The sequence below is a fragment of the Nonomuraea sp. NPDC049607 genome (genome assembly GCF_040675375.1).
Classification (GTDB): domain Bacteria; phylum Actinomycetota; class Actinomycetes; order Streptosporangiales; family Streptosporangiaceae; genus Nonomuraea.
In genome coordinates this window covers 264857-289192 of sequence record NZ_JBFAOV010000010.1, presented here as the reverse complement: position 1 = coordinate 289192, position 24336 = coordinate 264857, and the positions used below count along the sequence as shown (strand labels likewise).

Annotated in this window: 21 protein-coding genes; 7 read left to right on the top strand and 14 right to left on the bottom strand. The window is 73.0% G+C overall.

All coding sequences use genetic code 11. The features are described from left to right. Nucleotides 1-91: 91 nt before the first annotated feature. Genes AB0J97_RS22275 through AB0J97_RS22250 form a run of 6 tightly spaced genes read right to left on the bottom strand, consistent with a single transcriptional unit; the run spans nucleotide 92 to nucleotide 5641 of the window. Nucleotides 92-697, bottom strand: coding sequence for a response regulator transcription factor (locus AB0J97_RS22275; RefSeq protein ID WP_364091487.1), 606 nt, complete (start codon nucleotides 695-697; stop codon nucleotides 92-94). A 43-nt stretch (nucleotides 698-740) separates the two neighbouring features. Beyond that, nucleotides 741-1838, bottom strand: a complete 1098-nt coding sequence (locus AB0J97_RS22270; protein WP_364091485.1) for a sensor histidine kinase — start codon at nucleotides 1836-1838, stop codon at nucleotides 741-743. A 19-nt stretch (nucleotides 1839-1857) separates the two neighbouring features. Then, nucleotides 1858-2577 carry an ABC transporter permease gene (locus tag AB0J97_RS22265; protein WP_357700794.1) on the bottom strand — a complete coding sequence of 240 codons (720 nt, stop codon included), beginning with the start codon at nucleotides 2575-2577 and terminating at the stop codon, nucleotides 1858-1860. Then, entirely contained in the window at nucleotides 2574-3455 is an 882-nt protein-coding gene (locus AB0J97_RS22260) for an ABC transporter ATP-binding protein (protein ID WP_364091483.1), read from the bottom strand. Before AB0J97_RS22260 ends, AB0J97_RS22265 begins: the two co-directional genes overlap by 4 nt. 46 nt (nucleotides 3456-3501) lie before the next feature. After that, nucleotides 3502-4191 (bottom strand): alpha/beta hydrolase, encoded by a 690-nt coding sequence (locus tag AB0J97_RS22255; protein ID WP_357700790.1) that lies wholly within the window; start codon nucleotides 4189-4191, stop codon nucleotides 3502-3504. Between the two features lie 13 nt (nucleotides 4192-4204). Next, nucleotides 4205-5641 (bottom strand): PLP-dependent aminotransferase family protein, encoded by a 1437-nt coding sequence (locus AB0J97_RS22250; RefSeq protein WP_364091481.1) that lies wholly within the window; start codon nucleotides 5639-5641, stop codon nucleotides 4205-4207. Nucleotides 5642-5701: 60 nt separating this feature from the next. Here AB0J97_RS22250 and AB0J97_RS22245 point away from each other — a divergent pair, with 60 nt between their 5' ends. Together AB0J97_RS22245 and AB0J97_RS22240 are read left to right on the top strand one after the other, a co-directional pair. Beyond that, a complete protein-coding gene (locus AB0J97_RS22245; RefSeq protein ID WP_357700786.1) occupies nucleotides 5702-6874 on the top strand; it encodes an aminotransferase class I/II-fold pyridoxal phosphate-dependent enzyme in 1173 nt (390 codons plus the stop codon). 47 nt (nucleotides 6875-6921) lie between these two features. Beyond that, a complete protein-coding gene (locus AB0J97_RS22240) occupies nucleotides 6922-7857 on the top strand; it encodes a serine/threonine dehydratase (RefSeq protein WP_364091479.1) in 936 nt (311 codons plus the stop codon). A gap of 13 nt (nucleotides 7858-7870) precedes the next feature. Here AB0J97_RS22240 and panB read toward each other — a convergent pair whose 3' ends face one another. After that, on the bottom strand, nucleotides 7871-8698 hold the full coding sequence (panB, locus tag AB0J97_RS22235; RefSeq protein WP_357700782.1) for a 3-methyl-2-oxobutanoate hydroxymethyltransferase: 828 nt from the start codon (nucleotides 8696-8698) through the stop codon (nucleotides 7871-7873). 133 nt (nucleotides 8699-8831) lie between these two features. Between panB and AB0J97_RS22230 the strand changes: the two genes are divergently transcribed. From AB0J97_RS22230 to AB0J97_RS22220, 3 genes are all read left to right on the top strand, one after another. Further along, a complete protein-coding gene (locus AB0J97_RS22230) occupies nucleotides 8832-10058 on the top strand; it encodes an MFS transporter (protein WP_364091476.1) in 1227 nt (408 codons plus the stop codon). 252 nt (nucleotides 10059-10310) lie between these two features. After that, nucleotides 10311-11852, top strand: coding sequence for an MFS transporter (locus tag AB0J97_RS22225; protein ID WP_364091474.1), 1542 nt, complete (start codon nucleotides 10311-10313; stop codon nucleotides 11850-11852). Nucleotides 11853-11859: 7 nt separating this feature from the next. Beyond that, nucleotides 11860-12477: a TetR/AcrR family transcriptional regulator gene (locus AB0J97_RS22220; protein ID WP_364091472.1), complete on the top strand. Its 618-nt coding sequence runs from the start codon at nucleotides 11860-11862 to the stop codon at nucleotides 12475-12477. Between the two features lie 38 nt (nucleotides 12478-12515). Here the strand turns inward: AB0J97_RS22220 and AB0J97_RS22215 are convergent, their stop codons facing one another. The 5 genes from AB0J97_RS22215 to AB0J97_RS22195 all read right to left on the bottom strand — a co-directional run bounded on the left by AB0J97_RS22215 (nucleotide 12516) and on the right by AB0J97_RS22195 (nucleotide 20216). Further along, nucleotides 12516-13625: a DNA alkylation repair protein gene (locus AB0J97_RS22215; RefSeq protein WP_364091471.1), complete on the bottom strand. Its 1110-nt coding sequence runs from the start codon at nucleotides 13623-13625 to the stop codon at nucleotides 12516-12518. An 84-nt stretch (nucleotides 13626-13709) separates the two neighbouring features. Beyond that, nucleotides 13710-15479, bottom strand: coding sequence for an NAD+ synthase (locus AB0J97_RS22210; RefSeq protein WP_364091469.1), 1770 nt, complete (start codon nucleotides 15477-15479; stop codon nucleotides 13710-13712). Between the two features lie 32 nt (nucleotides 15480-15511). After that, nucleotides 15512-16978, bottom strand: a complete 1467-nt coding sequence (locus AB0J97_RS22205) for a BTAD domain-containing putative transcriptional regulator (protein WP_364091467.1) — start codon at nucleotides 16976-16978, stop codon at nucleotides 15512-15514. 49 nt (nucleotides 16979-17027) lie between these two features. Beyond that, entirely contained in the window at nucleotides 17028-18908 is a 1881-nt protein-coding gene (locus AB0J97_RS22200) for an ATP-binding protein (protein WP_364091465.1), read from the bottom strand. Nucleotides 18909-19013: 105 nt separating this feature from the next. Then, entirely contained in the window at nucleotides 19014-20216 is a 1203-nt protein-coding gene (locus AB0J97_RS22195; RefSeq protein WP_364091464.1) for an MFS transporter, read from the bottom strand. 58 nt (nucleotides 20217-20274) lie between these two features. Between AB0J97_RS22195 and AB0J97_RS22190 the strand changes: the two genes are divergently transcribed. Beyond that, the gene (locus tag AB0J97_RS22190) at nucleotides 20275-21240 is read left to right on the top strand and encodes a DUF5937 family protein (protein WP_364091462.1); all 966 of its coding nucleotides are present in this window, start codon (nucleotides 20275-20277) and stop codon (nucleotides 21238-21240) included. 27 nt (nucleotides 21241-21267) lie between these two features. On the opposite strand, the gene AB0J97_RS22185 is transcribed toward AB0J97_RS22190, so the two are convergent. Further along, a complete protein-coding gene (locus tag AB0J97_RS22185; protein WP_357700762.1) occupies nucleotides 21268-22248 on the bottom strand; it encodes a terpene synthase family protein in 981 nt (326 codons plus the stop codon). 8 nt (nucleotides 22249-22256) lie between these two features. Further along, nucleotides 22257-22802, bottom strand: a complete 546-nt coding sequence (locus AB0J97_RS22180; protein ID WP_364091460.1) for a hypothetical protein — start codon at nucleotides 22800-22802, stop codon at nucleotides 22257-22259. Nucleotides 22803-22954: 152 nt separating this feature from the next. On the opposite strand from AB0J97_RS22180, the gene AB0J97_RS22175 reads away from it, so the two are divergent. After that, nucleotides 22955-24316 (top strand): glutamine synthetase family protein, encoded by a 1362-nt coding sequence (locus AB0J97_RS22175; RefSeq protein WP_357700758.1) that lies wholly within the window; start codon nucleotides 22955-22957, stop codon nucleotides 24314-24316. Nucleotides 24317-24336 lie beyond the last annotated feature (20 nt).

Here is a 24336-nt window from a genome sequence, read left to right as displayed (position 1 = left end):
GTGCGGTTGCGAGGGTGTCCAGTTCGGTCGTCACAACCCGAGAATGGACATCCTCGCCCTATCTCCGCAGCTACGCCTTGGACTCATTCATCTAGAGCCAGCCCGCGTCCTCGGCGACGCGGACGGCGTCGATCTTGTTGCGGGCGCCCGTCTTGGTGATCGCCGCGGTCAGGTAGTTGCGCACCGTGCCGGGGGACAGGTGCAGGCGGGCGGCGATCTCCTCGGCGGTCGCGCCCCTGGCCGCCTGCCTCAGTACGGTGGTCTCGCGGGGGGTGAGCGGGCTCTCGCCGTACTCCATGGCCGAGGAGACCAGCTCGCTCTCCAGCACGCGCAGCCCGGCCGCGGTGCGCCTGATGGCCTCGGCCAGGCGCTCGCCCGGCGCGTCCTTGACCAGGAACGCCTCGATGCCCGCGGCCAGCGCCCGGCGCAGGTGGCCGGGCTGCCCCATGGCCGTGAGCACCAGGATCCGGCAGGACGGCAGCTGTTCGCGCAGCTCGGCGGCGGCGGTGATGCCGTCGGTGACCGGCAGGTCGATGTCCACGACCGCCACGTCGGGCCGGACGTCGAGCGCCACCGGCACGATCTCGTCGCCGCGGACGACCTCCGCCACGACCTCGATGTCCGGCTCCAGCCGGAGCAGGGCGGTGAGCGCGGCGCGGATCATGTGCATGTCCTCGGCCAGCAGCACCCGGATCACGCCGGAGCCTCGATGCCCGGCAGCGCCGTCAGCGGCATCCGGATCACGCCGGAACCTCCATGGTCAGCAGGAAGCCGCCGCCGTCCGTGGGGACGGCCGAGCAGGTGCCGCCCGCCTGGGAGGCCCGTTCGGCCAGGCCCGTCAGGCCGGCGCCGGGCGTGCCCGGCTCGGCCGTCGCGCCCGGCGCGCCGTCGTTGGCCACCTCCAGGCGGACCGTGCCCTCCCGCAGCGACGTGGTGATCGTGCAGGTGGTGGCCCTGCTGTGGCGCAGGACGTTGGTGACCGCCTCGCGCACCCCCCAGGCCAGCGCCTCCTCGGCCCGCCGGGGCAGCGTCACCTCGGCCAGGTGCGCCTGGCAGCTCACGCCCGACGACTCCAGCAGCGCGGCCGCGCGGTGGGTCTCGCCGGTCAGCGACATCGCGCGGTAGCCGCGGGCCACGTGGCGGACGTCCTGGGCGGCCTCGCGGGCGACGCGTACCAGCTCGCCCACCTCGCCGCGGGCGGAGGCGGGGTCGCGGTCCATCAGGCGGGCGGCCAGGTCGCCCTTGAGCGCGATGGCGGTGAGGCTGCGGCCGAGGCCGTCGTGCAGGTCGCGGGAGATGCGCAGGCGTTCCTTGAGCACGGCCGCGTCGGCCAGCTCGGCCCTGGCCTCCTCCAGGTCGGCGGCGACGCGGACGAGCCGCACCAGGACGTAGATCATCGAGCCGGTGATGGGGATGGCGATCACGTAGAACAGGGTGATCACCGCGTAATAGGGGCCGATCCACATGGTGGCGCCCTCGTACACCATCATGAGGACGACCAGCGGCACGGCCCAGCGCAGCGCGAGGAACACCAGCAGGGTCCCGGCCAGCAGCGGGGCGGCGATCGACGACCACCCGCTCGGCAGCAGGTGGTCGCCCGCGTAGGTGACGACGGCCTGGAGCGCCAGCGTGGCGGGGAACAGGGGCGGGCGCCCGCCGCGCAGGGCGGCCCGCATGTTGACGTAGTGGGTGGAGACGACGGCGACCATCACGGCCGCCGCGAGCAGCCCGATCGCCGGGCCGCCCATGAAGTAGACCAGCCCGATGAGCGAGTAGACGACCGAGACGCCCGTGATGAGCACGCGCGCGAGCCTCTGCGCCGAGGACGAGACCACCACAGCTGCGATTATGGCCGAGTCAGGACCGGCGCGGTTCCCAGCGGAACCACAGCCGGATCGCGCCGGCGCCGATCACCGCCCAACCGGCCAGGACGAGCGCCGGCACGAGCGCCTCCCCGGTCCTCACCGCGTGCACCACGGCCGAGGTGGGCAGCAGGTCCAGCACCGGGATCAGCCACGAGGGCAGCGGGATCGGCCCCATCGCGCCCGCCGACACCGCGGCGACCAGGAACACCGGCATGGTGAACGCCCCGGCCAGCTCGCTGCGCGGGATCACCGCCGTGTACGCCGTCCCCAGCAGCGCCATGACGGCCGAGCCCGCGGCCGTCATGGCGGCGAACAGCAGCGGGTCGTCCGGCAGCGGCACCCCGGCCGCGAACCGCACGGCCACCGCGCACAGCACGATCACCAGGAAGGTCTGCGTGGCCGTGCTCGCGACCTGGCCGGCCAGGATCTGCGCGTCGGTCAGCAGCCCGGCCCGCAGCCGCTTGAGCACGAGCTGGTCGCGCCGGTTGGTCAGGGCCACCGCGATGTTCATGAACGCGGTCAGCGCCAGCACGATCGCCAGCGAGCTCTGGAACGCCGCAGTGGCGAACGGGACCCCGCCCGAGGTGACCTGGCGCATCAGGGCGGGCATGCCGACGGTCAGCCCGACCGGGGTGATCACCGAGGCGACCAGCATGGCCCTGTCGCGCCAGAACAGGCGGGTGCCGAGACGGTAGGTGGCGGTCAGGCTCATCGGGCGCTCCTGGGCAGGTCGAGGAAGAGGTCTTCGAGGGTGGCCGCGCGGACCTCCAGGCCGGTCAGCCGCAGCCCGCGCCCTGCCGCCCACGTCAGCAGCGTCTGCGCGGCCAGGTCGGGGTCCTCGGCCCGGCAGACGGCGGTGCCGCCGTCCAGCGTGACCGGCAGCGGCAGGTCGTCCGCGGCGATCCCGGCGGGCAGCCGGAACGTCACCCGTCCGCCCTGCGCGGCCAGCGTCTCGGCCATCCCGCCGGCCGCGACGATCCCGCCCCGGTCCAGGATCGCCATGGACGAGGCCAGGCGCTGGGCCTCCTCCAGGTAGTGGGTGGTGAGCAGGATCGTGGTGCCGCGCGCGGCCAGGCCGGACACGACCTCCCACGTGTTCGCGCGGGCCTCGGGGTCCATACCGGTCGTGGGCTCGTCGAGGAACAGCACGTCGGGGCGGCCGAGCAGGGCCAGCGCCAGGTCGAGCCGGCGCTTCTCGCCGCCGGACAGCTGGCGCACCCTGGTCCCGGCCTTGTCCGTCAGGCCGGCCAGGTCGAGCGCCTCCCCGGCCGGTCGCGGCGCGGGGGTGAAGTCGCGCCACACCGCGACCGTCCGGGCCACCGTCAGGTCGGGGAAGAACCCGGCCTCCTGGAGCATGACGCCGACGCGCTGCCGTACGGCCGCGCGGTCGGACCAGGGGTCGAGGCCGGCCACCCGTACGGTGCCGCCGTCCGGCCGCTGGAAGCCGGCCAGCACCTCGACCGTGGTGGTCTTGCCCGCGCCGTTCCTGCCGAGGAGGGCGAAGATCTCGCCCTCGCCCACCCGGAACGAGATCCCCTTCACCGCCTCGAACGTCCCGTGGTTCTTCCTGAGCTCGTTCACCTCGATCATGTGTCCGACTATGGCCGGACGGGTCAGGGGGCCGACAGTGAAGAATTCACGACTTCCTGGAGAGCTTCAGCAGCGCGTCCGTGACGCCCTCGGGGTCGATCACCTGGTGCAGGTGGAGGCCGGGCAGCCGGGTCACCGGCCAGCCGCGCCCGGCCGCGTCCTCGGCCACCTGCTCGTACGGCGGCCCGAACCACAGGCACGAGCACCTGACCGCGTCCCAGCCCGCGGGCACGGGGACGGGCTGCGTGTAGTAGTCGAGGGGCAGCCGCGGCTGCTCGCCCGCCACCAGCACCCGCTGGGCCGGGTCGGGGAGCATGGCCACGATGTCCTCCTCGTCCCACCAGTCGGTCCAGCGCGGCAGCACGCCGTCGGGGCCCGCCAGGCCGCGCAGGAACGGCAGGAACCCCTCCTCGGCGGTCCTGACCAGCCCCTGAGGCGGCGGCACGTGCGCGTCGGCGAACACGCAGGCCACCACCTGGTCGCCCAGCCCCTCCTTGATCACCGGCACGAAGAACCCGGCGTTGCTGTGCGCCACCAGCACGAGCGGCCCCTCGGAGGGGACGGCCGCGCGCACCGCCGCGACCACGCGCGGCCAGTACGGCGCCCCGCCGGCGGACACGCCGGTCAGGTCGGGGACGACGGCCGCCCGGCCGCGCCGCCCCAAAGCCTCGGCCACCGGAGCCCACGTCGAGGGCCCGACGGACGGACTGTGCACCAGTACGAAGGTCGTTTCCATGGCCCCCACCCTGTCAGACGACGAGGGCGTGCCGGGAGACGGGTTTCCCGGTGCCGTCGTAGGCCGCCCAGGCCGCCGCGAGGTCGATCACCGCCCGCGACAGCTCCTCCTCGGGGAACAGGAAGTGCAGGCGCAGGTGGTCGGCGTGGCCGCCCAGCGGGTCGAAGGAGCCGCCCGGCGGCACCGCGACGCCGTGCCGGAGGGCGACCTGGGCGAAGGAGCCGGCGTCGCCGCGCGGCAGTCGCGCCCAGACGGTCTGGCCGCCGCGGGCGGGCTCGAACGTCCAGGACGGCAGGCGGGCGCGCAGCTCGGCGCACAGGTGGTCGTGCCGCCGGCGCAGGGCGCGTACGCGGGCCTCGCGCACCTCGTCGAGGCGGCGCAGCAGCGCGACGGCGGCGAGCTGGCTGAAGACCTCGCCGCCGAGATCGTGCACGGCCCGCAGCCTGGCCAGCCGCGAGACCAGCGGCGCCGCCGCGCGGATCCAGCCCACCCGCAGCCCGCCCCAGACCAGTTTGCTCAGCGAGCCGACGGTGACCACGTGCTCGCCCCCGCCGAAGGCGGCCACCGGCGGGGGCGTCCCGCCCGAGAAGCACAGCTCGGCGCAGACCTCGTCGTCGATCAGTGGCACGCCGTGCTCGGCGGCCAGGGCGGCCAGCCGCCTGCGGGCCGCGTCGTCCATGATCGCGCCGTCGGGGTTGCGCGCGGTGGGCACGCAGTAGACCAGCGCCGGCCGCTCGCGCACCGCCCGCGACGCCCGGTCGTCGTCCAGGCCGCCGGGCTTGACGACGGCCCCCCCGTGCCGGAACGCCTCCAGCGCCCCCGGGTACGTCGGCGACTCGGTCAGCACGGTGTCGCCCGGCGCGACCAGCAGCCCGGCCAGCAGCGTGAGCGCCTGCTGCGCGCCCGTCGTCACCATGATCTGGTCCGCCGTGGTGCGCAGGCCGCGCGCGCTGTAGTAGGCCGCCAGCGCCTCCCGGAGCGAGGGGTCGCCGGCCGGCTGGTAGCCCAGGTCGCGCAGGCCCGCCACCCGCGCCCCCGCCTCCTGGTACGCCTCGAACAGCGCCTGGGGCGGGTCGTCCGGCGCCGCGCAGGTCAGCAGCCGGACGCCGTCGGGCGCGTGCAGGAGGTGCAGCATCAGCGGGTTGGCCGCCACGCCCTCGGCGGTCCTGGCGGCCGGCGGGTCGCCCGACGCGACGCGGGTGCCGCTGCCCTGGCGGCGCGTCACCCGGCCCTCCTGCTGGAGCAGGTCGTAGGCGGCGACGACCGTGCCGCGGCCGACCGCGAGCCGGGCGGCCAGCACCCGGTCGGGCGGCAGCGACTGGCCGGGCGGGAGCACGCCGTCGTCGATGAGCGCCCGCAGCCGGGCGGTGAGCAGCAGGTAGAGCGGCCCGCGTCCGGAGGCCCACCGGCCCAGCAGGTGGACGAGGTCATCGGGATTGGCTCTATTCATGGACCAATTATCCCGTATTGGCTCTGCTACTGGAGGCCAATGCGGGGGATATTTGATGACATGAGTGATTTTCGCCCTGAAACGCGTGCCGTACACCTGCCTCAGCCCGCGGTCGAGGGCAGCCGGCCGCTCGGCATGCCCCTCTACCAGAGCGCCGGATTCGCCTTCGACGACCCGGAGGTCATGGGCGCGGCCATGGGCAGCCCCGACGGCGCCTTCGTCTACGGCCGCTACACCAACCCGACCGTGCGCGCGCTGGAGCTGGCGGTGTCCGGGCTGGAGGGCGGCGCCGCGGCGCTGGCCGCGGCCTCCGGCATGGGCGCGATCAACACCGTCCTGCTCGCCCTGCTCAAGCCCGGCGACCACCTGATCGCCCAGCGTTCCCTGTACGGCGGCACCGCCACGATGCTCAACGACCTGGTCGCCAGGTTCGGCATGACCGTCACCCACGTGCCCGAGAACGACCCCGACGCGCTGCGCGCCGCCGTGCGGCCCGAGACGCGGCTGGTCTACCTGGAGACCATCAGCAACCCGATGGCGCTGGTGGCCGACCTGCCCGCGATGTGCGCCACGGCCCGTGAGCTGGGCATCCTGTCGGTGGTGGACAACACCTTCGCCACGCCCGTGCTCTGCCGTCCCCTGGAGCACGGCGCCGACGTCGTCGTGCACTCCACCACCAAGTACCTGTCGGGGCACAGCGACGTGATCGGCGGCATCGCGGTCTTCGCCGACCCCGGTCTGCACGGGAAGGTCTGGCACTTCTCCACCGAGCTGGGGGCCGCGGCCGAGCCGTTCACGGCGTGGCTGACGCTGCGCGGGCTCCAGACGCTGCCGCTGCGCATGGAGCGCCACTGCGCCAACGCCGACCTCCTGGCCCGCCGGCTCGCCGAGCACCCCGCCGTGGCGGCCGTCCACTGGCCGGGGCTGCCCTCGCATCCGTCGTACGAGCTCGCCGGCAAGCTGCTGCCGGCCTTCGGCGGCGTGTTCTCCTTCGACCTGACCGGCGGGCGGGCGGCGGGGGAGGCGTTCATGAAGTCCGTACGGCTGGCTCAGCTCGCGCCCTCGCTCGGCGGCGTCGAGACCCGCGTCATGCACCCCGCCACCACCTCCCACCGCTCGCTCGGCGCCGAGGAGCTGGCCAGGCATGGGGTGGGCGAGGGCATGGTGCGCATCGCCGTGGGCATCGAGCATCCCGAGGACCTCTGGGCGGACGTGGCGCAGGCGCTCGGATAGCGTCGGATCATGCTCGCCGACCGCGGGCGTACGACCAAGGGAGAACCGTGACCGCCGTCACATATCAGGACGTCCTCGACGCGGCCCGCCGGATCGAAGGGCACGTGCTGCGCACGCCCGTCCTGGAGATCTCGCCGGGCCTGTTCCTGAAGCTGGAACTGCTGCAGCACTCCGGGTCCTTCAAGGTGCGGGGGGCGTTCAACCGCATCCTGTCGGCCGGCGCGCTGCCCGCCGCCGGGGTCATCGCCGCCAGCGGCGGCAACCACGGGCTGGCCGTCGCCCACGCCGCCAAGGCGCTGGGCGTGCGGGCCGAGATCTTCGTCCCGGAGGTGACGAGCCCGGTCAAGGTGGCCGGGCTCAAGGCGCTCGGCGCGCACACCACGCAGACCGGGGCCATCTACTCCGAGGCCGCGGACGCCGCCGCCAAGCGCGCCGCCGAGACGGGCGCGCTGCCCGTGCACGCCTACGACCAGCCCGAGGTGCTGGCCGGGCAGGGCACGACCGGGCTGGAGATCATGGAGCAGACCGGGGGCGTGGACACGGTGGTGGTGGCCGTGGGCGGCGGCGGGCTCGCGGGCGGGATCACCCTGGGGGCCCGCGCCGGGGGTGACGCGCCGCGGATCGTGGCGGTGGAGCCGTACGCCATCCCGACGCTGCACGAGGCCCTGCGCGCGGGCCGTCCGGTGCCGGTGCAGGTGGGGGGCGTGGCGGCCGACGCGCTCGGCGCCACGCGGCTCGGCGCGCTGGCGTACGAGGTGCTGTCGGGGAGCGGGGTGGAGAGCGTCCTGGTGGAGGACGACGCGATCGTCGCGGCCCGCCGGACGTTGTGGGAGCGGCACCGGCTGGTGGCCGAGCCCGCCGGCGCGGCGGCGTACGCGGCGCTGCTGTCGGGCGCCTATCGGCCGTCGGAGGGGGAGCGGGTGGCCGTCGTGGTCTGCGGCTCCAACACCGACCCCGCCACGCTCTTCGGCGCGGCGGGGTGAATCGGTCCCGGGGTCAGCTGTAGGTGTGCTCGGGTGCCGGGAAGGCGCCCGAGGTTACCTCGTCGGCGAAGGCCCGCACCGCGCGGTCCATCTCCGAGGCCAGGTCGGAGTACTGCTTGACGAACTTGGCCGGACGCGGCGTCAGCCCCATCAGGTCCTGCCACACCAGCACCTGCGCGTCCGTGGACGGCCCGGCCCCGATGCCGACCGTGGGGACCGACAGCGACGTGGTCACCCGATGCGCCAGATCGGCCGGCACGCACTCCAGCACCACCGCGAACGCCCCCGCCCGCTCCAGGTCCTTGGCGTCGGCCATCAGCTCGTCGCCCGACTGGCCGCGCCCCTGCACCCGGTAGCCGCCGAACGCGTTGACCGACTGCGGCGTGAGCCCGAGGTGGGCCATGACCGGCACGCCCGCCGAGACCAGCGCCTCGACCTGCGGCAGCACCCGCCGCCCGCCCTCCAGCTTGACCGCGTGCGCCCCCGCCTCCTTCATGAACCTGGCCGCCGACTCCAGCGCCTGCTGCGGCGACCCCTGGTACGACCCGAACGGCAGGTCGGCCACCACGAGCGCCCGCGACGACCCCCGCACCACGGCCGCGGTGAGCGGGACGAGGTGGTCGAGGGTGACCGGCAGAGTGGAGTCGAAGCCGTAGACGACCATGGCCGCGGAGTCGCCGACCAGCAGGACGGGCACGCCCGCCTGGTCGAACACCCTGGCCGTCATGGCGTCGTAGGCGGTGACCATGGGCCACCGCTCCCCGCGCTCCTTGGCCGCCGCGAGGTCGCGGACGGTGACCCTGCGCCCTGATGCGCCGCCGTACAGCGTGGTCGAAGACATGGACACCTCCAGAAACGTCTCGAGGCGTCCCAGTGACGTCCCCGGACTCCTTCGATGATGTCATGGAGGGAAATCCAGTGGCGAAACTGTCGGTGCCTCTTGACACAATCGACGCGGAGGTAAACGACACACCATGGCTCTCGACCAATACCGCCGGCTCTTCCGGCTCCCAGGCGTCCGCACCCTGCTCCTGGTGGGGATGCTCGCGCGCGTCCCGGCCACCGCCATGGGGATGGCGCTCACCCTGCACGTGGTCTTCGGGCTGCGCCTGGGCTACGTCGAGGCGGGCGTGGTGACGATGGCCAGCACGGTCGGCATGGCGATCGGCTCGCCGTTGTCGGGCCGGTTCGTCGACCGCCACGGGGTGCGTCCCGTGCTCGTCGTCACCACCCTGGCCCAGGCGGTGTTCTGGTCGTGCGCCTGGGCGCTGCCGCTGCCCGCGCTGGCCGTGGCGGCGGCGGTCGCGGGCCTGCTCAACCTGCCGGTGTTCAGCCTGACCCGGCAGTCGCTGGCCGCGCTGGTCCCGCCGGAGCAGCGGCGCACCGGGTTCACGCTCGACTCGATGCTGGTCGAGCTGTCGTACATGACCGGTCCCGCGCTCGCCGCGGCCGGCATCACCACGCTGGGCAGCACGACCACGCTCGTCGTCATCGGCGTCGGCATCACGGCGGCGGGCATCGGCCTGATCGTCTTCAACCCGCCCACCCGGTCGGCGGTCGAGCTGGAGGAGCCGGTGGTGAAGGTGCCGCGCCGGCAGTGGCTCACGCCGGGGTTCGTCGCGCTGCTCGGCACGACGGCGGCGGCCACGTTCATCCTCACCGCGACCGAGCTGGGGCTGGTGGCCACCATCAACACCGCGGGCGAGACGCAGTGGGTCGGCCTCGCCGTGGCGATCTGGTGCCTCTACTCGCTGGTCGGCGGCTTCGTCTACGGCGGGCTGTCGCGTGGTTTCTCGCCCCTGGTGCTCATCGCGGGCATGGGCCTGCTGACCATCCCCGTGGGCCTGGCCGGGGCCGACTGGCGGTGGCTGATCCTGGCGATGCTGCCGGCCGGCCTGCTGTGCGCCCCGGCCCTGTCGTCCACGGTCGACGTGCTCAGCCGCTGGGTGCCCGCCGCGGCCAGGGGCGAGGCGATGGGCCTCCACGGCACCGCCCTGCTCATCGGCGGGGCCGCGTCCTCGCCCATCGCGGGGGCGATCATCGACGGCAGCGGGCCCACGTGGGCGTTCGTGGTGGCGGGGCTGGTCGGGGTGGTCATGGTGGTGGTCGCGCTGCCGATGTGGCGGCGGCGTCCGCCGGTCGCGGTCCTGTCGGCCCCGGTCGAGGAGCACGCCGTGCCTCCGGTGGTGACCAAGAGCTGACCCGGGGTGGTTCGAGCCCGCCGGCCTGAGGCCGGCGGGTCTGGTCAGCAGTGCCCGCGGCGACCGTTCGCGGGTCTGTCAGCAAGGTTCGCGAGGGCCTGTGCCGGGGTGCATCGGGGTTTCCCCGCTGTTTCCCTCCGCGCACTCCCTCCGTCAGGCGGAAGTTACGAAACGGGACCGTTGCGTATCGGAATCTCTTGCGATACGGTGTCGTTGCGAAACTCAGGCGTATCGAAATTAAGGACGATTTCCATGGACCCGAACGCAGGGCATCCACGCAGGTGGGGGATCCTGGGAGTGCTGGTGTTCAGCCTCCTGGCGGTCGTGCTGGACAACACGATCCTCAACGTGGCGATGAAGACCATCGCCGACCCCCGTGTCGGATTGGGCGCGACGCAGGGCCAGCTGGAGTGGGCGATCAACTCCTACACGCTGGTGTTCGCCGGGCTGTTGTTCACCTTCGGCGTGATCGGCGACCGTACCGGTCGCAAGCGCATGTTGTTCATCGGCATGGCGCTGTTCGGCCTGGCCTCGCTGGCCAGTGCCTACTCCCAGGACCCGATGCAGCTGATCTTCGCGCGGGCGGCGATGGGCATCGGCGGCGCGGCGATCATGCCGGCCACGCTGGCGATCATCTCCAACGTGTTCCCGCCCGGTGAGCGTGGCAAGGCGATCGGCATCTGGGCCGGTGGCGTGGGGCTCGCCGTGGCGATCGGCCCGATCACCGGCGGCCTGCTCATCGAGCACTTCTGGTGGGGCTCGGTCTTCCTGGTCAACGTGCCGATCGTGGTGATCAGCATGATCCTCATCGGCGTCGTCGTGCCCGAGTCGCGTGACCCGAAGCCGTCCAAGCTCGACCCGGTGGGCGTGGTGCTGTCGATCATCGGTCTGGTGGCGCTCGTCTACGGCATCATCCGCGGCGGCGACCTGGGCACCCTGGCGAGCGCGGAAGTGATCGTCCCGACGCTGCTCGGCCTGGTCGTGCTGGGCGTGTTCGTGTGGTGGGAGCGGCGCATCGACAACCCGGTGTTCGACGTGCGCAACTTCAGCAACGTACGGTTCAGCTCGGCCATCGGCATGATGGGCATCGTCTTCTTCGCGATGATGGGCGGGATGTTCTTCCTGACCTTCTACCTGCAGATCGTGCTGGGCTTCAGCCCGATCCAGGCGGGGGCCCTGATGATCCCGTTCGCCGCCGCGCAGCTCATCTTCGCGCCGCTCAGCCAGCGGGTGCACCAGCTCTTCGGCGCCAAGCTGTCGGCCACGGTCAGCATGCTCGTGGTGACCGCCGCGCTGGGCAGCTACGCCCTGATGGACGTGGACACGCCCGTGGTGCTGATCGAGATCATCTTCTTCGTCCAGGGCGCGGCGATGGCGAACATCATGCCGCCGGCGACCACCGCCATCATGGAGGCGCTGCCCAGGGAGAAGGCCGGCGTCGGCTCGGCCATGAGCAACACCGTCCGCCAGGTCGCCGGCGCGCTCGGCGTGGCCGTGCTCGGCTCGGTCCTGTCGAGCAGCTACCGCGGCGAGATCGCCTCGGCGCTGCCGGCCGGCGCCCCGCACGCCGCCGGTGAGTCCATCATGGCCACGATGGCCTTCGCCAGGCAGCTCGGCGAGCACGGCCAGGCGCTGATCAAGCCCGCCTTCACCGCGTTCGTCGACGGCATGCACGTCACGGCGATGGTCTCGGCCGTGATCGCCCTGGTGGGCGTCGCGGTGGTGGCCAAGTGGATGCCGGGCAAGGCGCGCCCGGTCCAGCAGGCGGAACAGAAGGAACCAGCGGTAGTGTGAGGCCGCGATGACGATCCAGGATTCAGGGGCTGCCCGCCCGGCGGGCCGTCCGCGCAGCGAGAAGGCCGAGAAGGCGATCATCGACGCGACCCTCGACCTGATCGGTGAGGGCATGGGGGTGTCGGAGCTGTCGATCGAGGCCATCGCGTCGAGGGCGGGCGTCGGGAAGACCACCATCTACCGGCGCTGGTCCAACAAGGAGGACCTGGTCGTCGACGCGCTCTCCACGCTGAAGGCGCCGCTCCCGCCGCTGTCCGGCACCTCCGTGCGCGACGACCTGATCTCCCTGCTCGACGCGATGCGCAGGGAGGCGGGCCAGGCCCGCACCCGCTGCGTGATGAACATCGCGATGAGCGAGGCCGATCGTTATCCGCGACTGATGGAACGCTTCGTGAAGCGGGCCGTCGAGCCGCGCAGGCAGGCACTGCGCTCGGTGATCGAGCGCGGCGTCGCCACCGGCGAGCTCAGGCCCGACCTCGACGTCGAGCTGGCGATGGCCCTGTTCTCCGGCACGATGATGTGGCAGTCGAAGTGGGGGCCGGCCGGAGACCTCCCGGCCGACCTGGCCGAACGCGTGGTCGACACGGTCCTGCTCGGACTGGCCGGAGACCGCGTCAGGCGCTGAGACGTCCGGGGTCTCCGGGTCTTCGTACCGGTGGTCCGCTACCCGATCGGCGAGGTGACCCCGCCGGGGGCGGCGGTCAGGGTGAAGGGCACGGTGGCCGCCACCCGGCCGTTGACGATGACGTCGAGCTCGCGCGGCCCGGGCGGCTCGTTGCGGGTGGTGACCGGGCGGAAGGAATGGCTCTTGCGCAGCGTGAACGCCGCCCCCTCGGCGGCGGCCACGCGCTCGCCCAGGTGGAAGACGCGACGCGAGCCCGCCCGGCGGACGGCGTACTTGAGCAGCAGCGGGCCCGGCGCGCCCGCCGTGACCGTGACGGTGAACGTCAGCCTGCCACCGACGGCGACCGTGTCGGACTCCAGGACGAGGGCCCGCGCCGAGCCGTTGCCCGGGGTGGCGCCCAGCAGTTCCAGCGCCTCGGGGTGCCCGGCACGCAGCAGCCCGCGGGCCGCGTGGCGCACGACCCGCTCGATGTGAGAGCCGCCGCCCGCGCGCCAGCGGGCCAGCACCGCGAGCGCCGTGTCGGGGTGGTCCTTGGCCAGGTCGTTGACGTGGTTGGCGACCGAGCGGCGGACGTATTCGCTCGGGTCGTCGCGCAGCAGGTCGAGCAGGGGCAGGGTGGGGCCGGGCGTCATCAGCCAGCCGACCCGGGAGGCCCACGGCAGGCGCGGCCGGGTGCCTTCCGAGGCCAGGCGGCGCAGGTGCTCGTCGGGGGACTCCGCCCAGCCGTACATGATCTTGAGGGCGTCGTCGCGGTGGCGGTCGAGAAGGGGGCGTACGGCGAACTCGCCCGTCGAGTACGGCGTGAGCGCCGCCAGCGTGGCCATCGCCGCCTCCAGATGGTCGAGCCCGTGGACGGCGGTGTGGTCGGTGACCGGCCAGCCGCTCCACAGGTCGAGCTCCCCGCGCGCGGCGCAGGCCCGCACCAGCTCGGCGGCCTGGGGGTAGGGCATCGGGAGGGCATGCTGGAAGGCGTCGTGGAGGGCGGCGGAGACGTGCCTGACGCGGTCCTTCAGCTCCAGCGGGGCGAGCCCGGCCAGGGCGCGCTCGGTGAACCGGGCCTGCGGGAACGAGGGCCACACGGCGGCCAGGCCGTCGGCGAGCACCGACACGGACCGGGCGTTGATCAGGTCTTTCAGCGGTTGTGCCACGGCCCCACCCTGCCAGCCGCCACCGACAATCCCACCGCCAGGCGCGACCCGCCCCCCTCGCGATGAGAGGGGCGGCCGGACGGGTCAGGTCGTCTCGCGCCAGCGGTTGGTGATGGGGAGGCGGCGGTCGCGGCCGAAGTTCTTCGGCGTGATCTTGGGGCCCGGCGGGTACTGGCGGCGCTTGTACTCCGCCAGGTCCACCAGCCGGATCACCCGCGTGACCAGCGCGGGGTCGTGCCCGGCCGCGATGAGCTCCTGCGAGCCCATGTCCTTCTCCACATAGTCGTCCAGCAGCCGGTCCAGCACCTCGTACGGCGGCAGCGAGTCGGTGTCGCGCTGGTCGGGGCGCAGCTCGGCGCTGGGCTCCTTGGTGATCGAGTTCTCCGGGATCGGCCGCTCGACGGACATGAGGAAGCCCTCGCAGGCGTGCGCGTTGCGCCACCTGGACAGCTCCCACACCATCGTCTTGGGCACGTCCTTGATCGGGGCGAAGCCGCCGGCGGAGTCGCCGTAGAGGGTGGAGTAGCCGGTGGCCAGCTCGCTCTTGTTCCCGGTGGTGAGCACCAGGTGGCCGTTCTGGTTCGACAGGCCCATGAGGATCATGCCGCGCACCCTGGCCTGGAGGTTCTCCGCGGCCAGGCCGGACAGCTCGATCTCCTTCTCGAAGGCCGTGACGATCTCGGCGATCGGCGCGATCCTGGAGTTGATGCCCTGCCTGGCCACCAGGTCCTCGGCGTCGGCCAGCGAGTGGTCGGAGGAGTGGCGCGAGGGCATGAGCACGACGTTCACCCGGGACGGGCCGATCGCGTCGGAGGCGATGGCCGCCGTCAGGGCCGAGTCGATGCCGCCCGACAGGCCCAGGATGACCGACTGGAAGCCGTTCTTGGCCACGTAGTCGCGTACCGCCAGCACCAGGGCCGAGTACACCTCGGCGTGCAGGTCGAGCCGCTCGGCGACGGGGGCGGGCTGCGCCGGGTAGGGCTCGACGGGCTCCTGCGACAGGACCCGGCGCTCGACGGTGATCGTGGTGCCGTCGAGCGCGTCGTGGGGGAACGTGCCGGGCTCGGCGTCGGAGACCGGCAGGTCGAGGTCGGCGACCAGCAGCTCCTCGCGGAACTGGCCGGCCCGCGCCACCAGCTCCCCCGAGGCGTCCACGATGATCGAGTCGCCGTCGAAGACCAGCTCGTCCTGCCCGCCGACCTGGTTGACGTAGGCGAGCGCGCAGCCGGCCTCGCGCGCCCTGCGGGCGACCAGCTCCAGCCGTACGTCGTCCTTCTCCTTCTCGTACGGCGAGGCGTTCGGCACGACCAGCAGCCCGGCGCCCGCCTGGCCGACGACGGACACCGGCCCGCCCTCCTGCCAGAGGTCCTCGCAGACCGCGATCGCCACGTCCACGCCGTGCAGCCGGACGATCGGCAGCCGGTCGCCGCGCACGAAGTAGCGGTACTCGTCGAACACGCCGTAGTTGGGCAGGTGGTGCTTGGCCGTGCGGACGACGACCTCGCCCTTGTGCAGCAGCGCGGCCGCGTCCAGCGGCGCGCCCTTGGGCTGGCCCACCCGGGGCGCCAGGCCGGCGCGGTCGACGTAGCCGACGACCACAGGGAGGTCGCCCAGTCCCTCGCGGTCGAGCCTGCGCGCCACCTCCTCCAGGGTCCTGATGCTCGCGTCCACGAAGGACGTGCGCAGCACCAGGTCCTCGACGGGGTAGCCGGTGAGGAACATCTCGGTGAAGACGACCAGGTGAGCGCCGCGCTCGGCGGCGTCACGGGTCCACGCGACCAGCCGCTCGGCGTTGGCGGCCAGGTCGCCGACGGTCGGGTTCGTCTGTGCCAGGGCTATGCGCAGTTGTGCCACGTCATTAGCCTAGTACGACCCGATTTTTATCGTCAAAGCGACGAAAAGTGTCCCTTGTCCCCTGGAGTGACCAGACCGGACTCGTAGGCCGCCATGACGAGCTGCGCCCGGTCGAACAGCCCCAGGTGGTCCAGCAGCGACTTCACCAGCACCGACACCTCCTCCTCGGGCAGCGCCAGCGTCTGGCCGATCTGCCGGTTCGTCAGCCCGCGTGCGACGAGTTTGAGCACGTCGAGCCGGGCGTCGGAGAGTCCGGCCAGCGCCGGCGGCGAGGCCGGGTCGGTGCGGCCGGCGAACGCCGAGATCAGCCGGGTGGTGACCGCCGGGTCGATGAGCGCGTCCCCGACGGCGGCGGCCCTGATCGCGGCCAGGAACTGCTCGGGGGCCGAGGTCTTCAGCACGAAGCCGCTGACGCCCGCGCGCAGCGCCGCGTACAGGTTCTCGTCGCTGCCGAACGTGGTCATCATGACGACCTTGGGCGGGCGTTCCCCGGCCAGGATGCGGCGGGCGGCGGCCAGGCCGTCCAGGTGCGGCATCTGGATGTCGAGCAGCACGACGTCCGGACGGTGCTCGCGTACGCCCGCGATGGCCTCCTCGCCGTTGGCCGCCTCGCCGGCCAGCGCCACGCCGTCCTCGCTGTCGAGCATGGCGCGCAGCCCCGCCCGTACGAGCGCCTGGTCGTCGGCCACCAGCACGCGCAGCACCCGCTCCCCGGCGGCGGCCGGAGCTGGGGTGGTGGACGGCGGGGGCGGCGGCTCCTCCAGCCGCTGGGCCAGCATGTCGGCCTCCAGCCGGCGCAGCCCGGCCGACAGGTCGAGCCCCAGCTCGTCCCGCCACACCGCGCGGGCCCGGCGCAGCGCGGCCAGCGCGTCACCCTGGCGGCCCATCCGGTACAGGGCGAGGGCCAGCAGCCGCCACGCCTCCTCGCGCAGCGGGTGGGCCGAGGCGTGCGCCTCCAGGTCGGCCACCAGGGAGGTGGCCCGGCCCAGCGTGAGCCCGGCGTCGGCGCGCCGCTCGACGGCGATCAGCCGCAGCTCCTCCAGCCTGCCCGCCTCGGTCGCCGCCCAGGTCAGTTCGGCGAACTCGGCCAGCGCCGGCCCGCGCCACAGCCCGAGCGCGCTCTCCATGGCGGCCCACACCTGCGGAGGTGGGCCCTCGGTCTTCACCAGGCTCTCGAACCGCCACGAGTCGACCTGCTCGGTCGCGGCCCGCAGCGCGTAGCCGGGCGCGGCCGAGACCAGCACCTCGGCCTCCTCGCGCGGCGCGCGGCCGGGCTCCAGCGCGCGCCGCAGCCGCGAGACGTAGCCCTGGATGGTGGACAGGGCCTGCGCGGGCGGATCGCCCGGCCACAGCTCGTCGATGAGCGTGTGCACGGGCACGGCCCGGCCGCCCGCCACGAGCAGACGGGCGAGCACCGCCCGCTGCCGTTGGCCGCCGAGGTCGAGGGGGACGCCGTCGCTCCAGGCGTGGAACGGTCCCAGTGCGGTGAATGTCAGCATGTCAGGGGTAAGCGTAGAGGGATAACACGTCCGGGGATATGGCGAATTGTCACAGGGGGAGTTCGGCGTGGACAACCGTGCCACCTCCCGGTCCCGTTCGTACGGCGCAGGTGCCCCCGAGTTCGGCCGCCCGTTCGCGCATCGAGCCCAGCCCGACGCCGGGCCGCGCGTCCGGCGGCAGGCCGATCCCGTCGTCGGCGACCGTGACGCGCAGGCGGTCGTCGCGGCGCAACGTCACCGTGATCCGCGAGGCGCGGGCGTGCTTGCGCGCGTTGGTGAGCGCCTCCTGCACGATGCGGTAGGCCGCGACCTCGACCGCGGCGGGCAGGCCGGTCAGCTCGCCCGACGTCTCGACCGGCGTCCCGGCCAGGTCCTCGATCGCGCCGGCCAGGCCCAGCTCGTCCAGGGCGGGCGGGCGCAGGCCGTAGACGAGCTGCCTGATGTCGCCGGTCACGGCGTCCATGCCGGCGCGCAGCCCGGCCAGCAGCCGGTCGGCCTGCTCGGGAGCGCTGTGCATGGTCAGCCGGGCGGCGTTGATCGACATGGCCATGCCGCTGAGCGACTGGCCGAGCCCGTCGTGCAGGTCGCGGCGCAGCCGCCGCCGTTCCTCCTCCCGCGCGGTCAGGATGCGCTCGCGTGAGCGTTGCAGCGCCGCCGTCAGCCGTACGGCGTGCGCGGCGTCGGCGATGTACGGCGTGATCGTGGCGATCACCCGCTCGTCGTGGGCCGCGGGGAACCTGCGCCGGTCCGTCGGCCCGATCAGCAGCAGCCCGACCGGTTCGCCGTGCCACACCAGCGGGACGGTCCTGGCCGCCGCGCCCACCACGCCGGACGTGGTGACCGCGCCGTCGGCCTCGACCGCGACGCCGGTCACCGACAGGCCCTCGCGCAGCACGTCGAGCGTGGCCAGCAGGCCGTGCACGGGGTCGGTGTGCTGGAGCCGGTGCCGCAGCCGCCGGGCCAGCGTGCCGGGCACGCCGGTGCTGCCGTACAGCAGGCGGTCCACGCCGCGTTGCAGGCCGCGGCGCATCGGCTGAAAGAACGCCCCGGCGAACAGGGCCGCGGGGATGCCGGCGATCCGGTCCACCTCCGACAGGAACACGCTGAGGGCCGCGCTGACCGCGACGTACACGAGGGTGATCACCATGGCCAGGCCGGTGCCCACCAGCGCCCTGCTGATCAGCGTGTCGATGCCGAACAGCCGGTAGCGCAGCACCGCCACGGCGATGGCCGCCGGGATCAGCGGGATGGCCAGCGAGGCCACCCACCAGACGTCCGCGCCGAGCATCCACGGCACCAGCAGGCCGGGCAGCGCCACCAGCAGCCACAGGAGCTGCCGCCGCTCGACCGCGTCGCCGCGCCGGAAACGCACGACCAGCGAGGCGAAGGCCAGCACCATGCTCGCCGAGAGCGTGGCGTGCCCGGCCTCCCGCAGTCCGGGCCGGTCGGCCAGCAGCCCGGCCCAGTCCAGCGCCTGCCCGGCCACGGCCAGCGCGATCACCGGCCGCCACCGCCGCGACGGCAGCCTGCCCACCGGGTACAGCAGGGGCAGCAGGACGCCGAGGGTCAGCTCGCAGACGTTCCAGGTCAGGTTGACGATCGGCCAGCGCGGGCCCGGCCCGCCGTCGAGCAGCTGGTAGAGGTTGGCCGACAGGATGTTGGCCGCCGCGCTCGTCCCGCCGAGGCACAGCAGCCAGCCGATGACCAGCCGCGGCCTGCTGTGCACGAGGATCGCGCCGAAGACGGGGAACGCCGTGCCCGCCATGTCCTCGGGCGCGAACGGCAGCGGCGTGTACGGCGACGGCGGCAACTGCGCGGTCACCCAGATGTCGGCCAGCTCCAGCACGACGGCGAACGTGGCGATCCCGATCGCGACGCGGGGCGTGGCCAGCCTCGTGCACGCCCGGCGCGCCCATCCTGCGTGGCGCATCCCACCATTTCCTTCCGTGATCGGCAGGAAATTATCGGGAATCAGCCAACATCCGATCAAAATTCTCTCAACGGCGGCGGATTCCGTGGACCGCCGCCCGCGACCTCAGGCCGCCGCCCGCCGCCGGATCGCCGGGCCGAGGGCCAGCATGCCCGCCGCCGAGACCAGCGCGACGCCGCCCACGCTGAACCACAACGTCTGCGACCCGGCCGCGAGCAGCGGCCCGCCCATCAGCGGCGCCAGCACCGAGGCCAGCGACCAGGCGAACCCGAACAGCCCCGAGTACCGGCCCCGCAGGTGCTCGGGGGCCAGCGCGGCCACGATCGTCCCGGAGATGCCCGCGGTGATGATCTCGCCCACGGTCCACACCCCGATCGTGACGGCCAGCCAGAACGTGGTGGTGACGAAGGCCGTCATCGCGAACCCGGCCCCCATGACCGCCAGGCCGAGCGCGAACGTGCGGGAGGCGTCCCTGCGTCCGAGCCAGCCGGAGACCAGCGGCTGCACGACGACGATGAGCACCCCGTTCAGGGCCATGGCCAGGCCGAACTGCGCCGGCGTCAGCTTCACCACCGACGTCATCGCGACCGGCAGCATGGTCACGGTCTGCAGGTAGACCAGCGCGTTGCCGAGCACCACTAGCGTGAAGGCGACCATCGCCCGGTCGCGCAGCACGACGCCGAACCCGCCGGACGACTCACGCGCCTGCGGCCTGGTCTCGGGCACCGCCCGCCACACCAGCGCGGCGAAGACCAGGCAGGAGACCGCGTCGATCCAGAACAGCCAGAGGAACCCGACGCTCGCCAGCCAGCCACCTGCCGTCATGCCGACCGCGTACCCCAGGTTGATCGCCCAGAACAGCAGCCCGTACGCGCGGGCCCGCTCCGCCGGGGACACCAGGTCGGCCACCAGGGCGCTGGACGCCGGCCGGTAGATGTCGATCACCAGCCCGAGCACGAACATGGACGCGACGATCGCCGGCAGCGAGCTGCTGTAGCCCAGCGCCAGCATGGTGGCGGCGGTGGCCAGCATGCCGCCCGACAGCGTGACCCGGCGGCCGACGCGGTCGGTGAGCACGCCCGCGAGGATCTGCGACAGCAGCGAGCCCGCGCCGTAGACGCCCATGACCAGGCCCACGGCGGTCACCGACATGCCGCGCGAGTGGGTCAGGTAGACGCCGGTGAACGGCATGACGAGGGTGCCCAGACGGTTGACCAGGGTGCCGCTCCACAGGGCCCAGAAGGGGCGCGGCAGTCCGCCGATCTGGGAACGGAGGAAGGAAGGCTTCTCAGCGACAGTGCTAGACACGGGTACAGGGTCAGGTCCCCGCGCTCGACGCGCCAACGATTTAGTGCACACTAAAAGCATGGCCGTCACCTGGGTCCTGAAGCCGGAGGACGTCGCGCGCATCCGGTTCGCGTTCTCGCCCATGTGGGAGCTGGTCGCGAGCCTGCGCACCCTCCAGGACCCCTCCAGGCAGTCGATCCACCTGCCGTGGATCAAGGCCGTGCGTCCCCGGCTGGCCCGGCTCGACCTGGACGAGCTGTTCGCGCTGGTGCCGCCGTCCGGCTACCTGGCCGACTTCATCACCCCGCCCCCGGAGACGCCGCTGCCCGATTTCGCGGCCGAGCTGGCGCTGGTCCGCGGCACGCCCCCCGAACGCGCCCGCTCGGAGGTCGCGACCATCGCCGGCACCGACCGGGCGCTGCTCGACCGGTTCACGGCCGACCCGGCGGCGGGCGTGGCCCGGGTGGCCGACGCGCTGGAGACGTACTGGCGGGAGTGCTTCGAGGAGTTCTGGCCGCGCGTCTACGGGCTGCTCGAACGCGACGTGCTGCGCCGCTCCCGCCAGCTCGCCCAGGGCGGGGCCAGGGAGCTGTTCGCCGGGCTCGGCCCCGCCGTGGAGTGGACGGGGGAGCAGCTGCTCATCGACCGGCCGTGGTGCCACGCGGGCGGCCTGCACGGCGACGGGCTGCTGCTGGTGCCGAGCGCGTTCTACTGGCCGTCGGTGGCCGTGATGTCAGCTCCGTACCAGTCGATGCTCGTCTACCCGGTGCTCGGCGTGGGCACGTTGTGGGAGCAGGGCCCGCCGCCCGCCCCCGGCGCGCTGGCCGCGCTCATCGGGCGCAGCCGGGCGCAGATCCTGCTCGCGCTGGCCGAGCCGAGCACCACCTCGGCGCTGGCCGCCCGGATGTCGCTCACCCCGGGCGCGGTCAGCCAGCACCTCGGGGTGCTCAGCGACGGCGGGCTGACGGTGGGCCTGCGCCTCGGCAAGCAGGTCGTCTACCGCAGGACGGCGGCGGGCGACATGCTCGCCGCAGCCTCACCCTGATCGGCTCCTGATCGGCTCCTGATCGGCTCACGTGTACCGGGACGTCTCCAGCAGCCAGTCCAGGTGGGCGCGGGGCGCGGCCAGGTAGGCGCAGGCGACCTTGCTGACGTCCCTGGCCGCCTTGGGCGGCAGGTCGTCCAGCGGCAGCCGCCGGGCCGCCCGGTTCATGTCCTGACATCGTCCGACGATCCGGTCGAGCACCCACGCGACGGCCTCGCGCTCGCCCAGCCCGAGCTGCCGGACCGCCAGCACGACCAGGTTGTGCACGTCGCCGCGCTCCTTGGGCCGCGAGGCCACGTCGTTGCACCAGGCCGTGACGTCGTTGCAGGCGTCCACCAGCTCGCGCCACGGCTCGCACTCGACCATCCAGGCCGGCACCTCGACCCGCAGGCACGGCTCGACCAGGTCGTACAGGTAGGGGCCGACCGTCCCCCTGCGCAGCGCCGGGTACTCCTCCAGCGTCGGCATGCGCCCGGCGGCCCGGTTGTCGGCCTCGGTGCGGCACGCGTCCGCCTGGCGTCGCAGGTTGACCGCGAACCTGGCCCGCCAGTGGTCGCTCATCCGCGCGCTGGTCACCCGCCACAGGTCGGCGAAGGCCGCCTCCAGCGGGTGCCGGGACGCGCCCTGGAGCATGCCGCCGAAGATGTCCAGCGTGCACGACCCCTCGTCCAGCTCGTCGTCGAGGTGGAACAGCCAGGTCAGCCATTGCGCGAACAGCGCGGCGGCGGCCGCGTCGAACTCGGCGAAGGCGCGCCCGGCCATCCGGTGGAAGCCCACCCCGGCGTCGGCGCGCAGGCCCGTCCGCCTGGCCCAGTCGATGACCGCGGCCTCGATGGCGTACACGGCGGGGTGCATCCGGCAGGGCGCCCCCATCGCCGGCACCCGCTCGACCAGCGGCAGCAGCGCCAGCGCGGGCGAGCCGCCCTTGCGCGGCAGCGGCAGCATCGGCTTCCAGTGCAGGACCGAGCGGAGCGCGGTGCGCACCGTGGCGAACACGGTGGTGCTCACGGCGGTGTTCACAGCGGTCCGAAGAGCCAGTTGCCCGCGGCGTTCGGGTCTGAGCTGCGGTAGTAGTCCTCGGCCGCGAGGACCAGCCCCTCGACGGTGAGCGCGCCTCTGCCCTCGCGGTCGAGCCGGTCGAAGGCCTCGTCCACGTCGTCGTAGGCGGTGCCGAACGCGCTCAGCATCGTACGGAACTCGCCCGGCCCGATCAGGCCGTCGCCGTCGCCGTCGCAGAGCTGGGCCACGGCCAGCGTCGCCGGCCGGAACACCGGCTTGTAGCGGTCGCCCGTGACGAACGCGGCCGTCATCCCGCCGCGGAAGTCGGTGCGGGCGATGCCGGAGTCGCCGTCGCGGTCGAGCGCCCGTGACAACGTCGACCAGATGCCGTCGAAGCTGTCGACGAGCCGGTTGCCGGTGACCGAGGTGGGGGACTCCCCGAAACCCACCAGCAGGCGCGCGCCCAGCCCCAGCAGGTCCTCCCGCTCGACGACGCCGTTGCCGTTCGCGTCGATGTGGTCGAACGCCCGATCGAGCTTGTGATTGAGCAGGTCGATAGCCACCAATGCCTCCCCCGAGACTCACTGCGTGATCACAGTAGATCTGGGCGGCCCCTTTGTCAGTGAGGCTCGCACCGGCACCCCCTGTAACGTGTGCGAAACACGGGCACGGCATGCTGGTAGAAGACCCGCACTGTCTTCAACGAGGGGACACCTTGGACCGCCAGCAGGAGTTCGTGCTCCGCACGCTAGAGGAACGCGACATCCGGTTCATCCGGCTCTGGTTCACCGACGTCCTCGGCTTCCTCAAGTCCGTCGCGATCGCGCCCGCCGAGCTGGAAGGCGCCTTCGCCGAGGGCATCGGCTTCGACGGCTCGGCGATCGAGGGCTTCGCCCGCGTCTACGAGTCCGACATGCTGGCCAAGCCCGACCCCTCCACGTTCCAGATCCTGCCCTGGCGCAGCGAGACGCCGGGCGCGGCGCGCATCTTCTGCGACATCCTCATGCCCGACGGCACCCCCTCGCACGCCGACCCGCGCTGGGTGCTCAAGCGCACGCTCGCCAAGTGCGCCGACATGGGCTTCACCTTCTACACCCACCCCGAGATCGAGTTCTTCCTGCTGAAGAACCGTCCCGAGGCCGGTCAGAAGCCCGAGCCGATCGACTCCGGCGGCTACTTCGACCACACGCCCCACAGCTCCGGCCACGACTTCCGGCGCCAGGCGATCATGATGCTGGAGTCGATGGGCATCTCCGTCGAGTTCAGCCACCACGAGGGCGCCCCCGGCCAGCAGGAGATCGACCTGCGCTACGCCGACGCGCTCACCACGGCCGACAACATCATGACGTTCCGGCTGATCATGAAGGAGGTGGCCCTGGAGCAGGGCATCTGGGCCTCGTTCATGCCCAAGCCGTTCACCGAGCACCCGGGCTCGGGCATGCACACGCACATGTCGCTGTTCGAGGGCGACCGCAACGCCTTCCACGAGGCCGGCACCGACTACCGGCTGTCGAAGATCGGCCGCTCGTTCATCGCCGGCCTGCTGCGGCACGCCGCCGAGATCACCGCCATCACCAACCAGTGGGTCAACTCCTACAAGCGGCTGTGGGGCGGCGCCGAGGCCATCGCGGGGCAGGGCGGCGAGGCGCCCTCCTACGTGTGCTGGGGGCACAACAACCGCTCGGCGCTGGTCCGGGTGCCCATGTACAAGCCGCACAAGGGCGGCTCGACCCGCATCGAGTTCCGGTCGCTCGACTCGGCGTGCAACCCGTACCTGGCCTTCGCGCTGGTGCTGGCCGCCGGGCTCAAGGGCATCGAGGAGAGCTACGAGCTGCCCCCGGCCGCCGAGGACAACGTCTGGACCCTGACCAGCGCCGAGCGCCGGGCGCTGGGCATCCAGCCGCTGCCCGGCTCGCTCGACGAGGCCATCGCCGTCATGGAGCGCAGCGAGCTGGTCGCCGAGACGCTGGGCGAGCACGTCTTCGACTTCTTCCTGCGCAACAAGCGGGCCGAGTGGCGCGAATACCGCCGTACGGTCACCGAGTTCGAGCTGGGCCGCTACCTGCCGGTGCTGTGAGGCCGGCCGGGGGAGACCCC